This is a genomic window from Streptomyces sp. NPDC048584, assembly GCF_043199595.1.
Classification (GTDB): domain Bacteria; phylum Actinomycetota; class Actinomycetes; order Streptomycetales; family Streptomycetaceae; genus Streptomyces; species Streptomyces edwardsiae.
Window position 1 is genome coordinate 160692 of the sequence record NZ_JBICWF010000004.1, and the last position, 19274, is coordinate 179965.

Below are 19274 nucleotides of genomic sequence, written 5' to 3' on the forward strand. Positions count from 1 at the left end.
CCCCGGTCAGCGCACGCGCAGGATGCCGTGCGCACCGCGTTCCGCGTCGCTCATGATGTGCGTGACGAACGGGTAGTCGCCGGCCTCGGGCAGGGTCAGCTCGACGAACCCGCCCGACGCGGGGGCGAGATCGAGGATCTGCGCGCCGCCGTGTTCCGCGCCGCCCGGCCGCAGATCGTAGGCGCCCTCGCGGAACACGGTGTCGAACTGGCCGCCCACGACGTGGAAGGCGCTCGGCATGTTCGGTCCGGCCGTCAGCACCCAGATCCGTACGCGTTCGCCGGTCCTCGCCGTCAGCGGGTCGTGGTCGTACTGGTTGGCGTAGCCGTTGAAGGCGACCATGTCGGGCTCCTTGGCGTTCACCTTCGCGGGGTCGGCGGTGCCGTTCTGCTCGCCGAGGTAGAACTCCGACTGCACCAGCAGGTATTCGCGGTCCACGCCCGGCAGGCCGGGCGGGTCGACGACGACGGCGCCGAACATGCCGTTGGCGATGTGCAGGGACATCGGCATGGTCGAGCAGTGGTACATCCACACCCCGCTGCGGGTGGCCTTGAAGCGGTACGTCAGTGACTCGCCGGGCCGGATGGTGCGCATCGGCTCGTCCGGCGCGAGCGATCCGGCGTGGAAGTCGACGGAGTGGCCGATGGTGCCGTCGTTGACGAGGGTGATCTCGAAGGTGTCGCCGACCCGGCCGCGCAGTACGGGGCCGGGGGCCGTTCCGTCGAAGGTCCACAGCGTCTGCCGTACGCCGGGGGCGACTTCGGCCCCGGCCTCCTTCACGGTGAGGGTGCGCTGGTGCACCCGGCCCTCGGCGGACGGCAGTCGGGCGTCTCGGGCGGTGAAGCCGTCGGCGGGTGCGGCCATCGGGTCGAAGGCGTCGGCGGCGGAGCCGCCCGTACCCTCGGACCCGGTGGCGTGGTGGTCGTGCGCGGTCGCGTCGTCCCGTGGGTCGTCCCGCGGGGCGGCCGCGGTGCCGGCGCCGGTGACCCGTACGCCGAAGACCATGCCCATCTGCCGGTGCCCGACCACCGAGCACCAGCCCTCCAGGTCCCGGCCGACGACGCCCGCGTCCAGCGTGGCCCGCTTCCCGGGGGCGATGCGGTCGGTGCGGGCGCCGGTCTCCAGGACCAGGTCATGGGTGTCGGTGCCGGTGTTGTGCAGCTCGACCACCAGCCGGTCACCGTCGGGCACGTCGACGGAGGCCGGGGAGAAGCGCATGTTCCGTACCGTCACCTCGACCGTGGTCGTACGGCCGGTGGGCGTGACCTCGCCGCCGTCCGCGTTCGTGGCGGCGGACCGTTCCAGGATCGGCAGCGACCGGACGTCCGCCGCGCCGCCGCCCGCGACGGCCAGCATCACCACGGCGAGCCCGAGGGCCACGCCGCCGAGGACGCGGTGCGGGCGCGCCTCGGCGGGTTCCGGCCCGGCCGTCCCCCCGCGGCGGCCGCGCAGGCCCCGTACGACCGTGAGCAGCAGCAGGACGAGGAAGTACAGCAGCGTCACCAGCAGCAGGACGGAGCAGACCACCCGGACCACGGACGGCACCGGCAGGACGCAGAGCAGCAGCGCGGCGTTGGTGACGGTCAGCCGGGCGGGCCAGGCCCGTTCGAGTCCGGCGGTGGCGGCGCGTACGGCGGTGGGGCCGCCGCCGAGGACCACGGGGACGAGGAAACCGAGCGCGCCGAGCAGTACCTGGGCGATCCAGCCGGCGGCGAGCGGTGCGGTGAGCAGCGAGGTGCGCTCCCCCACCGTGATCCAGGACGTCGTGGTGAGGAGGATGCCGGCCAGGAGCAGCAGGGACCCGGCGAGCCAGAGGCTGCCCGCGGCCACCGACCAGGCGGCGAAGGACCGCGGGGTCTTCGCGCGGGCCTCGCGTACCCAGGGGACGCCGGCGACCACGAGCCCGGCGGCGTAGGCGACGACGCCGGGGGCGGCCAGCGGCGGGGGGCCGAGCAGGGCGGCGGCGACGGCCGCGCCGAGGCCGGCGAGCAGGACCGGGAGGGCGCGGCGTCCGGCCCGTTCCGCGCCGTCCGCGACGCGGGTGCGCAGCATCGTCGGCCACAGCGTGATCAGCGTTCCGGCGACGGTGAGGCCGACCCAGCCGAGCAGGTTGATCATCTCGTGGGCGAGCAGCAGGCGTTCGGGCAGGTCACCGCCGAGGGTGCCGCGGGCCATGACGACGCCCAGCGCGGCACCGGCGGGGAGCAGTGCGGCGGCGGCTGTGTAGTAGCGCACGGTCATGGTGAACCGGCCGGGCAGCGCCCGCCTCGACAGCCGTACGAGCCATACGGCGTGGGCGGTGACGGCGGCCGCGACGAGGCCCGCGCCGACGAGGACCACGGGCCACCGGCCGGTGTACATGCCGCCGATGACGGCGACGGCACCGGCGTTCAGACAGACCAGCCGCAACGCGGCGGGGGCACCCCGGTTCGCCTCCGGGAGCCGCAGTACGGACGCGGCGAAGTGACCCGACCAGATGACGACGGCGTTGGTGACCGCGCCGAGCAGCAGGGTGTGGACGAGCAGCCAGAAGGCGTGCGGCAGGAAGTGGTGGGCGCTCCCGACCACGGCGAACAGCGCGAGCCAGGCCACCACGATCGCGTTCACGCCCAGATGCCACAGCGCGCGCGGGGAGCGTCCCGGCGGCTTCGGGGCGGGGCCGCTCGCGGTGGGGGAGGACAGCTGCGTGGTCACCGGGTGTTCCTCGGGTCGGCGGGGGCGGGGTCGGGGGAACGGCGTCGCGTGGCCGCCACGGAGGCGGTCGCCGCCGTCAGGAGGAAGAGCAGTACGGCGGTGATGTTGAGCACCCCGCCGAGCTGCCACGCGCCCCGGATCTCCCGCAGGTCCCCGACGATGACGCGCAGGGCGAGGGAGCCGTGCAGCAGCCAGGCGGCCAGTGCGAGGCCGGGGTGGTAGGGCAGCGGGCGGCGCAGTACGGCGGGCAGGATGACGGGGGCGTGCGCCATGATCATCGACATCACGAAGCCGAGGAAGACGGCGTGCACGACGGCGTCGTACCGGCTCCCCTCGGCCACCGGGCCGCCCAGCAGCCACAGTGCTCCGGCGAGGCCGAGCCACGCGTATCCGGCGAGCAGGCAGGCGGCGGAGAAGCGGGGCAGGCCCGTGGAGCGCAGCAGCCGGCGGGCGACGTCGTGCACGACGAGCCAGGCGACCAGCGCGAGCAGGGCGGCGCCGAGCAGCAGGGTGCCCGTGGCCGGCCACATCAGGGTGGCGACGACACCGGTGGCGACGGCGCCGACGCAGGCCAGGAAGGCGGGTTCGGCGCGGGGTGCGAGGAGGGCCACCCGGGCGAGTTCCAGCCGCTCGCCCGCGATGGTCAGCACGAGGAACGCGGCCAGCCAGGGCAGCAGCCGCGGCACGTCGAGCCCGCCCAGCCACAGCAGCGCCGCCCCGAGCCCCGACACGGCCCCGGCGGCCTGCGCGACGAGGGCCGCACTCGGCTGCCGCCGCCAGAAGCGCGTGTACAGGGCGACGAGTACGGCGGTCCCGGCGACCAGCAGCAGCCGGGGAACGGCGGGATCGAGGGGGCTGAGCAGCAGCAGGCCCCCGGCGCCGAGCGCTGCGGGGGCCAGTTGGGGCCAACGCCCGCCGAGGGCGACGGCCCGTTCCAGTGCCACGAGCGTCCCGACGAACCCGAGGACCAGGAGGACGCCGTGCACCTGCGGGAGGCGGTCACCGGTGACGGGGGCGGGCAGCCCGAGCAGCAGCAGGGCGGCATCGAGCCCGGCGAGCAGACAGACGCCGGCGGCCAGCAGCAGGGGCGCGCGGCGGGCGCCCGCACGGCGGGCGGCATCGACGGTCACCGGGCCTCCCCCGGCCCGGCGCCGCGCGGATCAGCGCCGTGCGGATCAGCGCCCTGCGGATCAGCGCCCTGCGGCCCGGGGGCGTCCGGCCCAAGAACATCCGACCCAAAAGCATCCGACCTGAGGGCGTCCGACCCGGAAGCATCCGACCTGAGGGCGTCCGGCCCAGGAGCGTCCGACCCGGAAGCATCCGACCTGAGGGCGTCCGGCCCAGGAGCGTCCGACCCGGAAGCATCCGACCTGAGGGCATCCGACCCGGAAGCGTCCGACCTGAGGGCGTCCGGCCCAGGAACATCCGACCCGGAAGCGTCCGACCTGAAGGCGTCCGACCCGGAAGCGTCCGACCTGAAGGCGTCCGGCCCGGAAGCGTCCGACCTGGGGGCGTCCGGCCCGGGGGCGTCCCACCCGGGAACATCCGCCCCCGTGTTCTCCATCTCGGCGGTGCCGAGATGGAGGAGGCAGGCGTCCGGGGTGGCGAAGGGGAGGAGTTCGATGTTCTGGGGGGTTTTGCCCAAGGAGTTCAGGGCCGCTCGGGCCAGGCCCTCGTGGACGCCGCAGATGACGCCGGGGTGTTCGCGGGCGGTCTCCACGAACGGGCAGCGTGGCAGGCGGACCCGGCGTGACTCCGGGTCCGCCTCGGGGGCGAAGCCGATCTCCCCGAGGAGGTCCAGAAGGCGTTCGCGGGCCTCCCGGGGGTCCGGGGCGGCCTCCCGGCCGGAGGTCAGGACGCGCCCCCACTCCTCGCCCGCCGCGAGCGCGTCCCCGCGCGGGTCCGCGCTGGTACGGGCGATCCGCGCGGCGAGTACGGCGGCCAGTCCCGCGTACTCCCGCGCGGGCGACTCCTGCGGTGAGCGGGCCCGGTAGCGCCACGCCGGGCGGCCGCGTCCGGCGGGCGCGGACCGCTCCCGTACCGCCAGGCCGTCGTCCACCAGGGCGTCCAGATGCTCACGGACGGTGTTGACGTGCAGCGCGCACACCTTGGCGAGCGCGCCGGCGGTCACGGGGGCGGCCTGGCCGCGCAGGTACTGCAGGACACCGCGCCGCTGCCGGGACAGCGGCACCCGGTTCGATCCGCTGCCGGGGAGCGGGCCGTTATTTTCCACGGTCATGTCCGTACTATATTGCAGGCAAGGCCCTGAACCGACCGGGGACGGGCTGTCGACCGCTGGGAGGACGTCCCCTCATGAGCACTCTGACCATCGCCACGGACCCCGAGGACGCGACCGCCGCCGATGCCGTGGAGGCGCATCACACACAGCTGGCCGGTGAGCTGGCCGGGCGGGTCACCATGCTGGTGACGGCGGCGGAGAAGGACCCGGCCACGGCCGACGGGATCCGCTCGGGACTGGTCGCCTTCTGCGACCGGGACCTGCTGCCGCACGCCACCGCCGAGGAGAGCACCCTCTACCCCGTCGCCCGCGAACTGCCCGGCGCCCGGCTCCTCGTCGACGGCATGCTCGCCGAGCACCGCAGGATCGGCGCGCTCGTCGACGCGTTGCGCGCGGCCGGTCCCGCGGCGCGGACGGCCGCGGACGCGCGGGCGCTGCAGGTGCTGTTCGAGGAGCATGTGGAGAAGGAGAACGGCCTGATCCTGCCGCTGCTCGCCGGCGCCCCGGACGTCTCACTGGCCGGACTGCTGGGCGGTATGCACGAACTGCTCGGCGGCGGCGAGGACGGGGAGGCCGCGTCCGGTGAGGGCGGCGGCTGCGGCGGCACCTGCGGCTGCGGCGGGTCGGACGACACCGACGTGCCCGAACTCGACGTCCGGGAGGTCCCGCACTCCCTGCGGCACGCCACGGTCTTCGGCGCGCTCGCGGCCGTACCGGCCGGGCAGGCCATGGTGCTCGTTGCACCGCACGACCCGCTGCCGCTGCTGCGGCAGATCGAGGACCGGCACCCCGGTGCCTTCTCGGTGGAGTACCAGGAGCGCGGCCCAAAGGCGTGGCGCCTGCTGCTCACCCACCGCTGAACTTCCCGGCGGATCCCGGACGTTACGGGTTTCAACCGGGCGTCCGGGGCCAGACGGAAAGCATGTCCCCTCGATATCGCTCCAACTACACCTCTGCGGGGACGGTCGTCGCGGTGATCGCGGACATCATGGCCGTCATCCTCGGACTGTGGATTCTGATGTATCTGCTGGACGCCAACCGGGCCAACGACCTGGTGCAGTTCGTCCACAATGCGGCCAACTGGCTGGCAGGCTGGTCGCGTGACCTGTTCACCTTCGACGAGGCGTGGGCGCGGGTGGTCTTCGGCTACGGGCTCGCCGCGGTCGTCTATCTGTTCATCGGCCACGCCGTGGCAGGGCGGCTGCGCCGCCACTGAGTCCCGGCGGGTGCGGGGTAGTTCGTGGTTCCCCGCGCTCCTTTGCGTAGGCCCAGTGGACCCACCCAAAGGGGCGCGGGGAACTGCGCGACCAGCCCCCGACTACCTGCACCCACCGGCTCAGGCGAGGGCGCAGCAGTCCGGGTCCAGCCCCCTGGGCAGGTGCTCGCCGCCGAAGACCGCGCAGGTCGCCTCGTGGCCGCCGAGCGCGGCGACCGCCAGCAGCAGTGAGCCGGCCGTCCAACTCGTCAGCTCGCGCGGCCAGACGGCGTCGTCGTCGAAGACGTAGCCCGTCCAGTACAGGCCGGTCCCCGGATCGCGCAGATGCTGGATGGACTGGAGCACCTCCAGCGCACGGTCGGACTCGCCCATCGCCCAGAGCGCCAGGGCGAGTTCGGCCGACTCCCCGCCGGTCACCCAGGGGTTGGGCACCACACAGCGCACCCCGAGTCCGGGGACCACGAACCGGTCCCAGCCCTCCTCGATACGGGCCTTGGCCTCCGCGCCGGTGAGCGCGCCGCCGAGCACCGGGTAGTACCAGTCCATCGAGTAACGGTCCTTGTCGAGGAACCGCTCCGGGTGGTGCCGGATCGCGTGCCGCAGCGCGCCCACCGCCAACTCCCAGTCCGGCTGCGGCTCTTCGCGCTGGTCGGCGATGGCGAGCGCGCAGCGCAGCGCATGGTGGACGGAGGAGGAGCCGGTGAGCAGCGCGTCCCCGGTGGGCGTGCCGTCGTCGTCGCGCCGCCAGCCGATCTGCCCGCCGGCCTGCTGCAGCCGCAGGACGAACTCCACCGCCGCGTAGACGACCGGCCACATGCGGTCCAGGAACGTGTCGTCGCCGGTGGAGAGGTAGTGGTGCCAGACGCCTACGGCGATGTAGGCGACGAAGTTGGTCTCCCGGCCCCGGTCGGTGACGTCGAGCGGGTCGCCGTCGGCGTAGGCGGCGTACCAGGAGCCGTCCGTCAACTGGTGCCGGGCCAGCCACAGATAGGCCCGCTCGGCCGCCTCGTGCTCGCCCGCCGAGTCCAGCGCCATCGCGGCCTCGACGTGGTCCCACGGGTCGAGGTGGTGCCCCCGGAACCACGGGATCGCCCCGTCGCTGCGCTGCACGGCGAGAATGCCGGCGACGGTCGCGGCGGCCTCACCGGCCGTGAACACCCCGGGCAGGACGAGGTGTTCGGTCCGGGGTGTGGTCACGTGGCATCCGCCTCGGCGCGCGGGAGGTGGGGCTTGGTCGCGTACGCCACGAAGCTCTTGCCGATCAGCGGGTTCAGCGCCTGCTCGGCCACCCGGGTGGCCAGCGGCTTCTTCATGATGTCCCAGACCAGCAGCTTGTGGTAGGCCCGGACCGGCAGGGCCTTGTCGTTGTCCACGCCGAACGCGCACTTCAGCCACCAGTACGGCGAGTGCAGCGCGTGCGCGTGATGGCTGCCGTACGGGCGCAGGCCCGCCCCGCGGATCTTGGCGAGGAGTTCGTCCGCCCTGTAGATGCGGATGTGGCCGCCCTCGACCTCGTGGTAAGCGTCGGACAGGGTCCAGCACACCTTCTCCGGGCCGTAGCGCGGGACGGTGATGGCGATCCGGCCACCGGGCTTGAGCACGCGCACCATCTCGGCGAGGACGCCCTTGTCGTCGGGGATGTGCTCCATCACCTCGGAGATGATGACGACGTCGAAGGACTCGTCGGGGAAGGGCAGGGCGAGGGCGTCGCCCTCCATGGCGGTGGCGGTGGCCCCGGCGGGCGCCTCCCCGGCCTCCTTCATCGCCGCGAACCACTTGGCGACCTCGCGGATCTCCTCGCCGTTCTGGTCCAGCGCCACGACCTGCGCACCGCGCCGGTAACACTCGAACGCGTGCCGCCCGGCCCCGCATCCGAGGTCCAGAACACGGTCACCCGGCGCGAGCGGGAACCGGGAGAAGTCGACGGTCAGCACGTGGCCCTGCTTTCACAATCGGAACGGTCGGAGGAATCGGCCGCACCCACGGACCCGGCGGTCGGGAGCACGGCCGCGGGGCGGTCGGAGGCCGCGGAACGGTCGACGGCGTCGGCACGACCGCCGGCCCGCGCCGCACGACCGGCGACCTGAGCCGTCGGGCGGCCGGACGCCTCGGACACGGAACGGTCCGTGACCCCGGCACCGGCGCGATCGCCCACCCCCGACGCCGCGCGCCCGGACGCCTCGTGCGCCACCCGGCCGACGCCTTCCGGCACGGAGCGGCCAGAGACCTGGGCCGCCGGGCGGTCGTCCGTGTCGGACGGTGCGGCGTCCGCGCCCTGTGGCCCGGGGCCGCGCGAAGGCGTGGCCGCGGGCCGGGCGGCGCCGGTGTCAGCGCCCCGGCGGGCGGTCCCGGTGTCGTGGCCCGGTGCGGAGCCGGCTCGCGCCATCGCCTCCCGGTAATGCGCCACCGTGCCCTCCGCCGCGCGCGCCCAGGTGAAGTGGCGCAGGACGCGGTCGCGGCCGGCCGCGCCCAGGCGGGTGCGGAGGTCCGGGTCGGTGAGGAGGCGGGTCAGGGCCGAGGCCAGGGCGGACGGGTCGCCGGGGGGTACGGCGAGGCATGTCTCGCCGTCGCGGCCCGCGACCTCGGGGATCGCGCCGCCGGTCGTCGCGACCAGCGGGGTGCCCGTCGCCATGGCCTCGGCGGCCGGCAGCGAGAACCCCTCGTACAGCGACGGCACGCACGCGACCTGCGCCGACCGCACCAGGTCGACCAGTTCGGCGTCCGAGATGCCCTTGACGAACTCGACGGCGCCCTCGAGGCCGTAGCGCTCCATCGCCTGCGCGACCGGCCCCTCCACGGGCCGCTTGCCGACCACGACGAGGTGCGCGTCGGGCTGCTCCGCCCGCACCTTCGCCAGCGCCTCGACGAGGAAGACCAGCCCCTTCAGCGGCACGTCCGCGCTGGACGTGGTCACGATCCGGCCCGGTACGACCGGCACCGACGGATCGGGGGAGAACAGGCCGGTGTCGGCGCCGATATGGACGACGTGGACCCGGTCCCGCCGTACGCCGAGATCGGCGACGATCTCCTGCCGGGAGCTGCCGGAGACGGTGAGCACGGACGGCAGCCGGCGGGCCACCCGCTTCTGCATGCGCGTGAACGCGTACCAGCGCCGCACCGAGTACCGCCGCTGCCAGCTCTCGGCGGCGTCCAGTTCCAGCCGCCGGTCGACGGTGATGGGGTGATGGACCGTCGTCACCAGCGGGGCGCCGAGGTCGCCGAGGAGGCCGTAGCCGAGGGTCTGGTTGTCGTGGACGACGTCGAAGTCACCGCGGCGGGCGCGCAGATGGCGGCGGGCGCGCAGGGAGAACGTCAGCGGCTCGGGGAAGCCGCCGGTCCACATCGTGCCGACCTCCAGCGCGTCGATCCAGTCCCGGTACTCGCCGCGGCCGGGCGTACGGAAGGGGTCGGGCTGGCGGTAGAGGTCGAGGCTCGGCAGTTCGGTGAGGGCGGGGCCCTCGCGGTCCTCGCCCTCGACCACGTCCAGGACCGGATACGGCTGCGCGCCGATGACCTCGACACGATGTCCGAGGCGGGCGAGTTCGCGGGAGAGGTGGCGGACGTACACGCCCTGGCCGCCGCAGAACGGGTTTCCCTTGTAGGTGAGGAGTGCGATGCGGAGCGGTCGCAAGCCGTCGGATGCGGGCCCCTGCGAGGGCCCGGCCTGACTGGCCTCAGCGGTCACTCTGGGCCCCCTTCTCCCTGCACGGTCCCGCGACATTACGCCGGGAGCTGATCTAGAACAAGTTTCAGAGTTGATCGTTCGGAGGATCCGAATCTACCGGCAGGTAGGGGTACTGGCAGCAGTGGATCAGGTGATTCACGCCACGACGGACGGCATGCCATGCTGTCCGATCATCCACCCTCACCGACTGTCACGGACGGGACCGATGCCCTCGGAAGCCGGCACCACGCGCACCACCGGCCCGGCCTCACCGCTCACCGAGCGTCAGGAGGCACGCCGGCGCCGCATCCTGCGGGCGTCCGCGCAACTGGCCGGCCGGGGCGGCTTCGACGCGGTGCAGATGCGCGAGGTCGCGGAGTCCTCACAGGTGGCGCTCGGCACGCTGTACCGGTACTTCCCCTCCAAGATCCACCTGCTGGTCGCCACCATGCAGGACCAGCTGGAGACGCTGCACGGCACGCTCCGCAAGAGGCCCCCGGCCGGTGACACCCCGGCCGAGCGGGTCGCGGAGACCCTGATGCGGGCCTTCCGCGCACTCCAGCGCGAGCCGCATCTCGCCGACGCGATGGTGCGGGCCCTGACCTTCGCGGACCGCAGCGTGAGCCCGGAGGTCGACCAGGTCTCCCGGCAGACCACGCTGATCATCCTGGACGCCATGGAGCTCACCGACCCCACCCCCGAGCAGCTCGCGGCCGTCCGGGTCATCGAGCACACCTGGCACTCGGCCCTGATCACCTGGCTCTCGGGCCGCGCCTCCATCGCCCAGGTGAAGACCGACATAGAGACGGTGTGCCGGCTGATGGACCTCACAGCCCCGCATCACCACTAGCGAAACTTTCGAAATCCTTCCGTTAACGCTGGCGGCACACCACCCCACCCGCAACACTCGACCCCCCGCCGCGTCACGTCCTGCGTGAACGATTGACCGCTCCCTCCCTGCGCCGTATCGTCACCGCAGAAATTCGGAGCCGAGTCCGAAACTTTCGTTCGACCGTACGGCAGCACTCCCGTCCACCCGTGGCAGCACGGGACCCCACCGGAGAAGGGATGTCATGCGCATGATCAGAAAGCGAACGAGAACGAGAGGCGGGGGCGGCAGCACCCCCGCACGCGGCCGGCTGCGCGCCGCCCTCGGCGCCACCACCACCGCCCTGCTCACCGTCACCGCGCTCGCGGCGCTCCCCCAGACCACCGCCCACGCCGCCGGCACCCTGGGCGCGGCGGCGGCCGAGCAGGGCCGCTACTTCGGTGCCGCCGTCGCCGCGAACCACCTCGGCGAGGCGCAGTACGCCGCCACCCTGGACCGCGAGTTCAACTCGGTGACGCCCGAGAACGAGATGAAGTGGGACGCCGTCGAGCCGAACCGCGGCTCCTTCAGCTTCAGCCGCGCCGACCAGATCGTGGACCACGCCCAGGGCCAGGGCATGAAGGTCCGCGGCCACACCCTGGTCTGGCACTCCCAACTGCCGGGCTGGGTCTCCGGGTTGGGCGCGAGCGACCTCCGGTCGGCGATGAACAACCACATCACCCAGGTCATGACCCACTACAAGGGAGACATCCACTCCTGGGACGTGGTCAACGAGGCGTTCCAGGACGGCGGCAGCGGCGCCCGGCGCAGTTCGCCCTTCCAGGACAGGCTCGGCGACGGCTTCATCGAGGAGGCCTTCCGCACGGCCCGCGCCACCGACCCGGCGGCCAAGCTCTGTTACAACGACTACAACACCGACGGCGTCAACGCGAAGAGCAATGCCGTCTACAACATGGTCAAGGACTTCACGTCCCGCGGTGTGCCCATCGACTGCGTCGGCTTCCAGTCCCACTTCAACCCCAACTCCCCCGTCCCGTCCGACTACCGGGCCAATCTGCAGCGCTTCGCCGACCTCGGCGTCGACGTGCAGATCACCGAGCTGGACATCGAGGGCTCGGGCCAGGCCCAGGCCACCAACTACGGCAATGTCGTACGGGCCTGTCTCGCGGTGTCCCGCTGCACCGGCATCACGGTGTGGGGCATCCCGGACAAGTACTCGTGGCGCTCCAGCGGCACCCCGCTGCTGTTCGACGACGACTACAACAAGAAGCCCGCGTACGACGCGGCCCTGAGCGCCCTCGGCGGCACCCCCGGCGAGGACCCGGAGGAGCCCGGCGAGCCCGGTGAACCGGGCGCCTGCACCGCCACCTACACCACGGCGGAGCAGTGGAGCGGCGGCTACAACGGCAAGGTGACGATCACGGCCGGCAGTACGGCGATCAGCGGCTGGAGCGTGAACCTCACCATCGCCTCCTCCCAGCAGGTCGTCTCCGTGTGGAACGGCTCACCCTCCACGAACGGCGGCGTCATGACCGTCCGCTCCACCTGGAACGGTTCCCTGGCGCCCGGAGCGTCCACCAGCTTCGGCTTCACCGTGAACGGAGGCACCACACCCGCACCGCAGGTCGGCGCCTGCACGGCCTCCTGACCCGCCACCCCCCACCCGGGCCCGCACCCCCGCCCAGGGGTGCGGGCCCGACTTGCACGGGCACCCCCCGGCCCCTTCCCTACGGGCGGGTAGAGTGTCGGCGTCGTCATCACCCGTACGGGGGGAAGCCGGTGCAATTCCGGCGCTGACCCGCAACCGTAAGCCGCCCACCAGGCGGTGAGCCGGACTGCCCCGCACGGTTTGTGACCGGCTCACGTGCCCGGCGGCCCGCCGGCGCACGGGCACCGTCGAGGTATACGGGGCCGAGCCGCCGGGGTGTCCCGCGCTGCCCGGCCTCTTTCAGGGAGAGGCACCCGCCGATCATGAATGTTCGCCGCAGCGCAGCGGTCCTGGCCGCCGTCGTCGCGATCGGCGCCGCCACTCCGGCCGCCGCCGACACGTCCCCGTCCCCGTCACAGGCGCTTCCGTCCGCCCTGTACGGCGACACCGACCCCCAGTACGACGGCGTCTGGCGCCAGTCGCTGGCCCTGCTCGCCCAGCACACGGTGGACGTCGAGCCGTCGAAGGCCGCCGTCGACTGGCTCACCGGCCAGCAGTGCGCCGACGGCTCCTTCGCCCCGTACCGCGCCGACACCGCCGAGGCGTGCGGCGCGAAGACGATGGCCGACACCAACCAGACCGCCGCCGCCGTCCAGGCCCTCGCCGCGCTCGGCGGGCACGACGACGTCACGAAGAAGGCGGTCGGCTGGCTGAAGTCCGTACAGAACAAGGACGGCGGCTGGGGCTACACGGCGGGCGGGGCCAGCGACACCAACTCCACCTCCGTCGTCGTCGGCGCGCTCGCGGCGGCCGGTGACCGGCCCGCCGAGGTGAAGAAGGACGGCAAGTCCCCCTACGACGCCCTGCTGACGCTGGCGCTGCCCTGCGAGGGCGACGGCGCGGGCGCCTTCGCCTTCCAGCCGGACAAGAAGGGCGGCCTCGTCGCCAACGCGGACGCGACGGCGGCGGGCGTGCTCGGCGCGCTGGGCGCGGGCCTGGCCGCCGGGCCCGGCAAGGGCGAGGCGTCGTCCTGCGAGAAGCCCGGCACCCCGGAGCAGGCCGCCGCCAACGGTGCCGCCTACCTCACGGACGCCCTCGCCGAGGACGGCCACCTGACCTCCGCCCTGGCCGGCGCGGAGGACCAGCCCGACTTCGGCAACACCGCCGACGCGGTGGTCGCGCTCGCCGCGCAGGGCTCCGGGGAGCAGGCGGCGAAGTCGCTGTCCTGGCTGGAGAAGAACGCCGCCGACTGGGCGGCGCAGAGCGGCCCCGCCGCCTACGCACAGCTGATCTTCGCGGCCCACGCGACCGGCGCCGACCCGCGCGACTTCGGCGGCACGGACCTGGTGAAGCGGCTCGGCGCGACGGGACCCGCCGCCGGGAAGGCCACGGAGGCGAAGGCGGACGAGCAGAAGGACGAGGAGTCCGACTCCGGTCTCGGTGTCTGGTGGTTCGTCGGTGTCTGCCTGGTCGCCGGTATCGGCATCGGCTTCCTGATCAGCGGCCGCAAGAAGCAGCGGCCGTGATCCGCCGGGCCGCCGTCCTGTTCCTGGCCGCGCTCCTGCCCCTGCTGGCAGGCGCCGGCCCGGCGGGCGCCACCGGCTACCGGTACTGGTCGTTCTGGGAGCAGGACGGTTCGGCCTGGACGTACGCCACCCAGGGCCCGTCCCTCGCCCGCCCGGCCGACGGCGATGTCCACGGCTTCCGCTTCTCCGTGAGCGAGGACTCGTCCGACGCGGCGAAGCCACGCGGCACCGCCGACTTCGCCACGATCTGCGCGAAGACCCCGCCGGCCGACGGCAGCAAACGCGTGGCCCTGGTCATCGACTTCGGTACCCCGCAGGACGCCCCCTCGGGCGAAACCCCACCGCCCTCCCGCACGGCCTGCGCGCAGGTCCCGGAGGACGCCACCACGGCCGACGCCCTGGCCGCGGTGGCCAAACCCCTCCGCTACGACACCAACGCCCTGCTCTGCGCGATAGCGGGCTACCCGAAGAAGGGCTGCGGAGACCAGGTCTCCACGGAGGAGTCCCCGGCTCCCGCGCAGAAGGAGACCGACTCGGGCCCCTCAGTAGGCCTGCTGGCCGGTATCGCCGCAGTGGCCCTGCTGGGAGCCGCCGCCCTCTGGCAGACCCGCCGCCGTGCCTCGTAAGAACGGGCAACCATGCCCGCCCGACCGCGGGCAATCGTGCCTCCCCCAGTGCCTGAAACGGCCTGGGAGGTACCCCCAGAGCGGCACGGGTGGGCGATGGGGGTCCCCCCGCTCGAGCGCAGCCGAGAGTGGGGGAGGCAACCCGCGAACGCCGGGCCGCGCGACACCCCCCGCCCAGCCCCGACAGCGCCGCACCTCCCAACTGCACCCCGGTGCCTGGTGGCTCTGGTCCCTTTCCCTCGGCACCGCGGCCACCCGCACCACCAACCCCCTCCTCCTCACCCTCCTCATCACCGTCTCCGCGTACGTGGTGGCGACCCGCCGCCCCCCGACCCCCTGGTCCCGCTCCTACGGAGCATTCCTCAAACTCGCCCTGGCGGTCATCCTGATCCGCCTGGCCTTCGCGATCGTCCTCGGCTCCCCCATCCCCGGCACGCACACCCTGCTGACCCTCCCCGAACTCCCCCTCCCCCACTGGGCCCAAGGCATCCGCCTGGGCGGGAAGGTCACCGCGGAGGCCCTCACCTTCGCCCTCTACGACGCCCTCCGCCTGGCCACCCTCCTCATCTGCGTAGGCGCGGCCAACGCCCTCGCCAACCCCTCCCGCCTCCTCAAATCCCTGCCCGGCGCCCTGTACGAACTGGGCGTGGCCGTAGTGGTCGCCCTCACCTTCGCCCCCCACCTCATCGCCGACGTCCGCCGCCTGCGCGCCGCCCGCCGTCTGAGAGGCCGCCCGGACAAGGGCGTACGTGGCCTGCTCCAGGTCGGACTCCCCGTCCTGGAGGGCGCGTTGGAACGCTCGGTGTCCCTCGCCGCCGCGATGGACGCGCGGGGATACGGCCGTACCGCCCGGGTACCTCCCGCCATCCGCCGTACGACCGCCGCCCTCACCCTCGGCGGGCTGCTGGGCGTGTGCGCCGGCACCTACGGACTGCTCACCGCCGAGGGCGGCACCTACGGCCTCCCGGTCCTCCTCACCGGAGTGGCCGCCGCCCTCGCCGGCCTCCGGCTGGGCGGCCGCCGCACCCTGCGCACCCGCTACCGCCCGGACCCCTGGGACCTGAGAGCCTGGCTGGTCACCGCCTCCGGAGCGGCCGTGGCCGCCCTCCTCACGCTCGCCGCCTCCCGCGATCCTGCCGCCCTGCACCCCGGTGTGGTCCCGCTGGTCGCCCCCACCCTCCCCCTGTGGCCGGCGGCGGCCGTGCTCATCGGGCTGCTCCCCGCCTTCATCACCCCCGCCCCCGAACCCGGGCGCACGGACACCCGCAAGGAGCCGACGACGTGATCCGCTTCGAGAACGTGTCGGTGACCTACGACGACGCACCCGAACCCGCCGTGCGGGGCGTCGACTTCGAGGTCCCCGAGGGTGAACTGGTGCTGCTCGTCGGCCCGTCCGGCGTGGGCAAGTCGACGGTGCTGGGCGCGGTGAGCGGACTGGTCCCGCACTTCACCGGCGGCACCCTGCGCGGCAGGGTCACCGTCGCCGGCCGTGACACCCGTACCCACAAGCCGCGCGAACTCGCCGATGTCGTGGGGACGGTGGGCCAGGATCCGCTCTCGCACTTCGTGACGGACACGGTGGAGGACGAACTCGCCTACGGCATGGAGTCGTTGGGCGTCCCCCCGGCCGTGATGCGCCGCAGGGTCGAGGAGACCCTCGACCTTCTCGGTCTCTCCGATCTCCGCGACCGCCCCATCGCCACCCTCTCCGGCGGTCAGCGACAGCGCGTCGCGATCGGCTCGGTCCTCACCCCGCACCCCCGGGTCCTGGTCCTGGACGAACCGACCTCCGCACTCGACCCGGCGGCCGCCGAGGAGGTCCTGGCGGTCCTCCAGCGCCTGGTCCACGACCTGGGCACCACCGTCCTCATGGCCGAGCACCGGCTGGAACGCGTCATCCAGTACGCCGACCAGGTCGCCCTCCTCCCCGGCCCCGGCGAGCCGCCGCTCCTCGGCACCCCGGCGGAGGTGATGGCGGTGTCCCCCGTCCACCCCCCGGTGGTGGGCCTGGGCCGCCTCGCCGACTGGTCCCCCCTGCCCCTGACGGTCCGGGACGCCCGCCGCAGGGCGGGCCCGCTGCGCGACCGCCTCGCCGACCGGCAGCCACCCGCCCGGGAACCCGCGCCACCGGCCCCCGCCCCCCGCCGCCTGTTCCCGCGCGGGAAGCCCGCCGCCTCCGCCCATGTCGCCGAGGTCCGCGCCCTCGCGGTCCGCCGGGACCGCGTCCAGGCCCTGCGCCATATCGACCTGACCGTCGGCCCCGGCGAGACGATCGCCCTCATGGGCCGCAACGGCGCCGGGAAGTCGACCCTGCTCAGCACCCTCGTCGGCCTGGTCGCCCCCACCTCCGGCTCGGTCCGTACCGGCGACGCGGTCCCGCACCGCACCCGCCCCCGGGACCTGGTGCGCCGTGTAGGCCTGGTCCCGCAGGAACCGCGCGACCTCCTGTACGCCGACACGGTCGCGGCGGAGTGCGCGGCCGCCGACGAGGACGCGGGCGCCGAGCCGGGCACCTGCCGTGCGCTGCTGTCGGAGCTGCTCCCCTCGGTGGCCGACGACATCCACCCCCGGGATCTGTCCGAGGGCCAGCGCCTGACCCTGGCCCTGGCGGTCGTCCTCACCGCGCGCCCGCCCCTGCTCCTCCTCGACGAGCCGACGCGCGGCCTGGACTACGCGGCGAAGGCCCGTCTGGTGACGATCCTGCGCGGCCTGGCCGCCGAGGGCCACGCGATCGTCATGGCCACGCACGACGTGGAACTGGCGGCGGAGCTCGCCCACCGGGTGGTCCTGATCGCGGAGGGCGAGGTGATCGCGGACGGACCGGCGGCCGAGGTCGTCGTGGCGTCCCCGTCCTTCGCCCCGCAGGTGGCGAAGATCCTCGCCCCGCAGCACTGGCTCACGGTCTCCCAGGTCCGGGAGGCGCTGCGATGACGACGCTCACCACCCGCACCGGCCGCCGGGTCCGTGCCATCCGTCTGGGCCCCCGCTCCTGGCTGGCCCTGACGCTGGTCAGCGCGGTGGGCGTGGCCGGTTTCGGCTGGCCTTTTCTCGCCCCGCCCGACTCCACCCTGAACGCGCACGCCCAGGACGCCCCCTGGCTCTTCGCGGGCCTGCTGGTCCTCCTGGTGGCGGTCGTCGCGGCGACGATCTCGGAGTCGGGTCTGGGCCCGAAGGCGGTGGCGATGCTCGGTGTCCTCGCCGCCACGGGCGCCGCCCTGCGTCCCATCGGCGCGGGGACGGCCGGCCTGGAGCCCATGTTCTTCCTCATGGTGCTCAGCGGCCGGGTGCTCGGACCGGGTTTCGGCTTCGTCCTCGGCTCGGTGACGATGTTCGCGTCCGCCCTGCTCACGGGGGGCGTCGGGCCGTGGCTGCCGTTCCAGATGCTGGCGATGGGCTGGTTCACCATGGGCGCGGGCTTCCTGCCGGGCGCCGACCGTCTGCGGGGCCGCCCCGAGGTCTGGATGCTCGCCCTGTACGGCTTCCTGGCGGCCTTCGCGTACGGCACGGTGATGAACATGGCGGGCTGGCCCTTCATGTCCGCGCTGGCCTCGAACATCTCCTTCTCCGCCGAGGCGTCGCTCCCCGCCAACCTGGCCCGCTTCGTCGCCTACTGCCTGGCGACGTCCCTGGGCTGGGACCTGGGCCGGGCCCTGGTCACGGTCGCCCTCACCCTCACCCTGGGCACCGCCCTCCTCAAGGCCCTCCGTCGCGCCACCCGCAGGGCCGCGTTCGAGGCGCCGGTCACGTTCGAGGACACCCCTGAGTAGTCCCGTACGCACCCCTCGCGACCGCCCCGGTGAGCCGGCCCACATGGCCCGCGTCACATACGACCCGGCACCGTAGCGACGCGCGGGGCCGGGCGGGGCTCCCCGGCCGGCGAATCGACTCCTCTCCGGCCTTCGGTAGTAAAGGGGACCTTTGCGGGACGAACCCGGATTTGTTTCTGTGGAGCAGTCGCCAGGCGCCGACGCCCCTCACGGGGTCGAGGCGCCGACGCATGCCCCCGCCGCACACCGCGGCATCCGGCACGGCGTAGCGCGACCGCCCTGCTGTCGACCGAAAGGCCGCCCGTGTCCGCCGTTTCCTTCCTCCGCACCGCCTCCGCCCCGAAGAAGGCCCTCGCCGGTGCCGCCCTGGCCGCCGCCGCCTGCGGCACCATGATCGCCGCCGCGCCCGCCCAGGCCGCGACCACGACCGGCGCCTCCTCGGCCCAGGCGACCGCGCAGAAGATGATCGGCAACTCGGCCGAGTACCAGTGCTTCTCGAAGATCGTGCAGCACGAGAGCGGCTGGAACCCCAGCGCCACCAACGCCTCCAGCGGCGCCTACGGCCTGGTCCAGGCCCTGCCCGGCTCCAAGATGGCCTCGGCCGGCTCCGACTGGAAGACCAACCCCGCCACCCAGATCAAGTGGGGCCTGGACTACATGAAGGACCGCTACGGCGGCGCCTGCGACGCCTGGTCGTTCTGGCAGGCCAACAACTGGTACTGACCGGCACCGGTTCCCCTGTACCGAAGGCGGCGACCCCACGATCCCCGGGGCCGCCGCCTTCGTCATTGACCGGACGAGCAGGCTTCATTCGCCTTCGACACCGCATCCTCCTCGGATATCGGCACGCCTCGACACCAGCGAATTTGCGCCAGAGCCGCCCGCTGACGCAGCCTCAACTCTTACTGACCCTCCGTTACGTCACCAAGTGAGCAGCATCATGGTTTCGCGTGGATGCGGAGGGGTTCAGTCCGGCTTTGCAGCCCCATTTCGGAGACGATACCCGGCCGACAGAGGCCCTGCTTCCTCCGACCCCGGCCCACTGGTCACTCAGTGCTTTCCCAC

General features: G+C 73.4%; 16 protein-coding genes and 1 riboswitch. Of the genes, 10 read left to right on the forward strand and 6 right to left on the reverse strand.

Translation table 11 applies throughout. The features are described from left to right. Positions 1-6: 6 nt before the first annotated feature. The 3 genes from ACGFR9_RS11130 to ACGFR9_RS11140 are packed head-to-tail and all read right to left on the reverse strand — an operon-like array spanning position 7 to position 4933. The gene (locus ACGFR9_RS11130) at positions 7-2694 is read right to left on the reverse strand and encodes a multicopper oxidase domain-containing protein (protein ID WP_393205615.1); all 2688 of its coding nucleotides are present in this window, start codon (positions 2692-2694) and stop codon (positions 7-9) included. Beyond that, the gene (locus ACGFR9_RS11135) at positions 2691-3824 is read right to left on the reverse strand and encodes a hypothetical protein (RefSeq protein ID WP_393205618.1); all 1134 of its coding nucleotides are present in this window, start codon (positions 3822-3824) and stop codon (positions 2691-2693) included. Before ACGFR9_RS11135 ends, ACGFR9_RS11130 begins: the two co-directional genes overlap by 4 nt. Next, complete coding sequence (locus tag ACGFR9_RS11140) at positions 3821-4933, reverse strand: helix-turn-helix transcriptional regulator (RefSeq protein WP_393205621.1); 1113 nt, start codon at positions 4931-4933, stop codon at positions 3821-3823. The genes ACGFR9_RS11135 and ACGFR9_RS11140 overlap by 4 nt, the downstream gene beginning before the upstream one ends. 74 nt (positions 4934-5007) lie before the next feature. On the opposite strand from ACGFR9_RS11140, the gene ACGFR9_RS11145 reads away from it, so the two are divergent. Beyond that, a complete protein-coding gene (locus ACGFR9_RS11145) occupies positions 5008-5793 on the forward strand; it encodes a DUF2249 domain-containing protein (protein WP_393205624.1) in 786 nt (261 codons plus the stop codon). 62 nt (positions 5794-5855) lie between these two features. Continuing rightward, complete coding sequence (locus ACGFR9_RS11150; protein ID WP_393205627.1) at positions 5856-6149, forward strand: hypothetical protein; 294 nt, start codon at positions 5856-5858, stop codon at positions 6147-6149. Between the two features lie 120 nt (positions 6150-6269). On the opposite strand, the gene ACGFR9_RS11155 is transcribed toward ACGFR9_RS11150, so the two are convergent. From ACGFR9_RS11155 to ACGFR9_RS11165, 3 genes are read right to left on the reverse strand one after another with little or no spacing between them, the layout of a single operon-like run. After that, positions 6270-7346, reverse strand: a complete 1077-nt coding sequence (locus ACGFR9_RS11155) for a prenyltransferase (RefSeq protein ID WP_393205630.1) — start codon at positions 7344-7346, stop codon at positions 6270-6272. Further along, on the reverse strand, positions 7343-8083 hold the full coding sequence (locus ACGFR9_RS11160; RefSeq protein WP_393205633.1) for a methyltransferase domain-containing protein: 741 nt from the start codon (positions 8081-8083) through the stop codon (positions 7343-7345). Before ACGFR9_RS11160 ends, ACGFR9_RS11155 begins: the two co-directional genes overlap by 4 nt. Continuing rightward, the gene (locus tag ACGFR9_RS11165) at positions 8077-9834 is read right to left on the reverse strand and encodes a glycosyltransferase family 4 protein (protein ID WP_393205636.1); all 1758 of its coding nucleotides are present in this window, start codon (positions 9832-9834) and stop codon (positions 8077-8079) included. Before ACGFR9_RS11165 ends, ACGFR9_RS11160 begins: the two co-directional genes overlap by 7 nt. Before the next feature lie 205 nt (positions 9835-10039). Between ACGFR9_RS11165 and ACGFR9_RS11170 the strand changes: the two genes are divergently transcribed. The 8 genes from ACGFR9_RS11170 (at position 10040) to ACGFR9_RS11205 (ending at position 18932) form a co-directional block, all read left to right on the forward strand. After that, entirely contained in the window at positions 10040-10663 is a 624-nt protein-coding gene (locus tag ACGFR9_RS11170; protein WP_393205639.1) for a TetR family transcriptional regulator, read from the forward strand. 229 nt (positions 10664-10892) lie between these two features. Further along, on the forward strand, positions 10893-12290 hold the full coding sequence (locus ACGFR9_RS11175) for an endo-1,4-beta-xylanase (RefSeq protein WP_393205642.1): 1398 nt from the start codon (positions 10893-10895) through the stop codon (positions 12288-12290). Positions 12291-12366: 76 nt separating this feature from the next. Further along, positions 12367-12504: riboswitch (cobalamin riboswitch) on the forward strand. Between the two features lie 109 nt (positions 12505-12613). Continuing rightward, positions 12614-13816 (forward strand): prenyltransferase/squalene oxidase repeat-containing protein, encoded by a 1203-nt coding sequence (locus ACGFR9_RS11180; RefSeq protein WP_393205645.1) that lies wholly within the window; start codon positions 12614-12616, stop codon positions 13814-13816. Further along, a complete protein-coding gene (locus ACGFR9_RS11185) occupies positions 13813-14442 on the forward strand; it encodes an SCO2322 family protein (protein ID WP_393205648.1) in 630 nt (209 codons plus the stop codon). The genes ACGFR9_RS11180 and ACGFR9_RS11185 overlap by 4 nt, the downstream gene beginning before the upstream one ends. A 202-nt stretch (positions 14443-14644) precedes the next feature. Next, positions 14645-15727 carry a CbiQ family ECF transporter T component gene (locus tag ACGFR9_RS11190; protein WP_393206309.1) on the forward strand — a complete coding sequence of 361 codons (1083 nt, stop codon included), beginning with the start codon at positions 14645-14647 and terminating at the stop codon, positions 15725-15727. Further along, positions 15724-17373, forward strand: coding sequence for an ABC transporter ATP-binding protein (locus ACGFR9_RS11195; protein ID WP_393205651.1), 1650 nt, complete (start codon positions 15724-15726; stop codon positions 17371-17373). Before ACGFR9_RS11190 ends, ACGFR9_RS11195 begins: the two co-directional genes overlap by 4 nt. Beyond that, on the forward strand, positions 17370-18209 hold the full coding sequence (locus ACGFR9_RS11200; RefSeq protein ID WP_393205653.1) for an ECF transporter S component: 840 nt from the start codon (positions 17370-17372) through the stop codon (positions 18207-18209). The genes ACGFR9_RS11195 and ACGFR9_RS11200 overlap by 4 nt, the downstream gene beginning before the upstream one ends. 303 nt (positions 18210-18512) lie before the next feature. Next, on the forward strand, positions 18513-18932 hold the full coding sequence (locus ACGFR9_RS11205; protein WP_393205656.1) for a lytic transglycosylase domain-containing protein: 420 nt from the start codon (positions 18513-18515) through the stop codon (positions 18930-18932). Positions 18933-19274: the final 342 nt, after the last annotated feature.